This is a genomic window from uncultured Fretibacterium sp., assembly GCF_963544685.1.
In the GTDB taxonomy this organism is placed as follows: domain Bacteria; phylum Synergistota; class Synergistia; order Synergistales; family Aminobacteriaceae; genus CAJPSE01.
This window is the reverse complement of sequence record NZ_CAUUGJ010000186.1, coordinates 1-2,956: the sequence shown is the minus strand read 5'-3', so window position 1 is coordinate 2,956 and position 2,956 is coordinate 1. Positions and strand designations below refer to the sequence as shown.

General features: G+C 69.2%; 3 protein-coding genes. All 3 read left to right on the top strand.

From position 1 onward, the window contains the following. Nucleotides 1–364, top strand: a 364-nt coding sequence (locus ABLA28_RS11250; RefSeq protein WP_347713741.1) for an IMP cyclohydrolase, incomplete at its 5' end; no start/stop codon positions are given. Next, nucleotides 361–1,539 (top strand): phosphoribosylaminoimidazolecarboxamide formyltransferase, encoded by a 1,179-nt coding sequence (locus ABLA28_RS11245; RefSeq protein ID WP_347713740.1) that lies wholly within the window; start codon nucleotides 361–363, stop codon nucleotides 1,537–1,539. The genes ABLA28_RS11250 and ABLA28_RS11245, both read left to right, overlap by 4 nt. Nucleotides 1,540–1,783: 244 nt before the next feature. Further along, nucleotides 1,784–2,956 (top strand): phosphoribosylamine--glycine ligase (gene purD, locus ABLA28_RS11240; RefSeq protein ID WP_347713739.1); only part of this gene is annotated, 1,173 nt, incomplete at its 3' end.

The following is a 2,956-nucleotide window of genomic DNA, read 5'->3' as shown; positions in this document are numbered from 1 at the left end:
AGATGTAGCTCCGTCTCGTGGGCTCGGAGATGTGTATAAGAGACAGCCGTTTGTCTACCGTCTGAGCATCCTCAAGGCCGGTGGAGCCGGGGAATGCCTCCGCCAGTTCTTCGAGTACGAGGCCGTACCGGGCGCCGGGCGGCTCATCCACACCTACGCGGGGGACGGCGACCCTCTGCCGAGCTTCGGGGGCGAGCCCCGAGCGGTGCCGATCCCCGCGGACATCGAGGCGTTCTCCCGCGGCCTCTGGGGCGCGCTGGACGCGGAAAACCGGGTAGCGCTCTGCGTGCGGTACCTCACGGCGAACGGGCGGGGCTGCGAGGAGCGGCTGTTCGACCGGCATGGGAAGGAGGAGAGGCTTTGAAGGAGCTGCAACTCAAGTACGGCTGCAACCCCAACCAGGTCCCGGCGCGGCTCTTCGTGGAGGAGGGGGAGCTCCCGTTCGAGGTGCTGAACGGCCGCCCGGGCTACATCAATTTTCTGGACGCCCTGAACGGCTGGCAGCTCGTCCGGGAGCTGCGTAAGACGCTCGCGATGCCCGCCGCGGCCTCGTTCAAGCACGTCAGCCCCGCGGGCGCGGCGCTGGGGATACCGCTCGACGAGGCGGAAAAGCGCCTGTTTCTCACCGACCTCCCCGGACTGGACGAATCCCCGTTGGCCTGCGCCTATGTCCGGGCGCGGGGGACCGACCGGATGTCGTCGTTCGGGGACTGGATCGCGCTGAGCGACCCGTGCGACGCAGTCACGGCGTCGGTGATCCGGCGCGAGGTGTCGGACGGGGTCGTCGCGCCCGGCTACTCCGACGAGGCGCTCGCGATCCTGCGGGAGAAGCGGAACGGGAATTATGCCGTCGTGCGGATGGCCCCGGGCTGGGCACCCCCGCTCCTGGAGCGGCGCGACGTGTTCGGCGTCACGTTCGAGCAGCGGCGCAACGACGCGGCGGTCGACCCCGCGGTCTTCGACAGGCCGGTGACACGGTGTCGGACGATCCCGGAGCCCGCACGGCGCGACCTGACCTTGGCCCTGCTCGTGCTCAAGTACACGCAGTCCAACTCCGTGTGCACCGCGCGCGGCGGCCAGACGCTGGGGGTCGGTGCGGGGCAGCAGTCGCGCGTACACTGCACCCGCCTGGCGGGGGACAAGACGGACGCACGGCTGCTGCGTGGCCACCCGAAGGTCCTGGACCTGCCGTTCCGCGCGGACCTGGCCCGGCCGGACCGGGACAACGCGATCGACGTCTACCTCTCGCCCGCCCCCGAGGACGTCCTGGCCGAGGGATGCTGGCAGCGCTGCTTCGCCCGGCGGCCGGACCCGCTGACGCCGGAGGAGCGGCGCGCCTGGCTGAGCGGCATGAGCGGTGTCTCGCTCGCGAGCGACGCCTTCTTCCCGTTCCCCGACAACGTGGAGCGGGCGCGGCGCAGCGGCGTCTCGTACATAGCCCAGCCGGGCGGCTCGATCCGCGACGACGCGGTGATCGAGGCGTGCGACCGGTATGGGATTGCGATGGTGATGACCGGACAGAGATTGTTCCATCACTGATTCCATTCCAAATCATCCGTATACATCGTTTAAGCAGACGACCGGCTCTTTGGAGCCGCAGGCTCCAAATGCCGTGTCGATCGCTTACGTCGAAGCGAAGCCGACTGGCTTCGCCTTCGACGCAGAGTCCCAGCCGCCTGGTGAAGAACCTAAGCGACCTGCAGAGCTCATTTCATTCGCTGACAGTCAGCTTATCGTCTACGAATGATTTGAAATGGAATAATATAGGGGGAGCGCAAACAAGATGAATGTCATGATAGTAGGCGGCGGCGGGCGCGAGCACGCCCTTGCGGAGCGCCTGGCGCGGAGCCCGCGCATCGGGAAGCTCTGCGCGCTGCCGGGCAACGGGGGCATTGCGGCGCTGGCCGAGTGCGTGCCGATCCCCGCGACGGACCTCGACGCGCTGGTTGCCTTCGCGCGGGAGCGCTCCATCGACTTCGCCGTGGTGGCCCCCGACGACCCGCTGGTGATGGGGCTGGTCGATCGCCTGGAGGCTGCGGGGGTGCGCTGTTTCGGCCCGAACGCGCGGGCCGCGGCGATCGAGGGCAGCAAGGTCTACGCCAAGGACTTGATGCGGCGGTACGGGATCCCGACGGCTCGCAGCCGGGTCTTCGACGACGCGGATCGGGCGCTCGCGTACGCGGCGGCGGCGGGCCCGGTGGTGGTGAAGGCAGACGGCCTCGCGCGGGGCAAGGGCGTCGTGGTGGCGGAGGACGCGGACCAGGCGGTCGCGGCGGTCGCCGCCATCATGAAAGACCGCATCTTCGGCGCGAGCGGCGACCGGGTGCTGATCGAGGAACGGCTTTCCGGCCCCGAGGTCTCGGTCCTGGCCTTCACCGACGGGCGCACGATCGTCCCCATGGTCTCGTCGATGGACCACAAACGCGCCTTCGACGGGGACAGGGGGCCGAACACGGGCGGCATGGGGGCGGTCGCGCCGAACCCCCATTACACGCCCGAGCTGGCGGAACGCTGCATGAGGACGATTTTTCGTCCCACGGTCGACGCGCTCCGGTCCGAGGGGCGGCCCTTCAGGGGCTGCCTCTACTTCGGGCTGATGCTGACGGCGGACGGGCCGAAGGTGATCGAGTACAACTGCCGATTTGGGGACCCCGAGGCTCAGGCCGTGCTGCCCCTCCTGGAGAGCGACCTGTTCGAGATCATGCTGGCGGTGCGGGAGGAGCGCCTGGCGGAGGTGGAGGTCCGCTTCTCCGACGGGGCGTCCTGCTGCGTCGTCATGGCCTCCGAGGGGTACCCCGGCAAGGTGAGGGAGGGGATGGAGATCCATATCGATTCCGGCCTGCCGCCGGACACCGTCGTCTATCACTCGGGGACGAGGCGGGACGGCGAAACGCTGAGGACGGCGGGGGGCCGCGTGCTCTCGGTGACGGCGGTCGCCCCGACGGCCGGGGAGGCG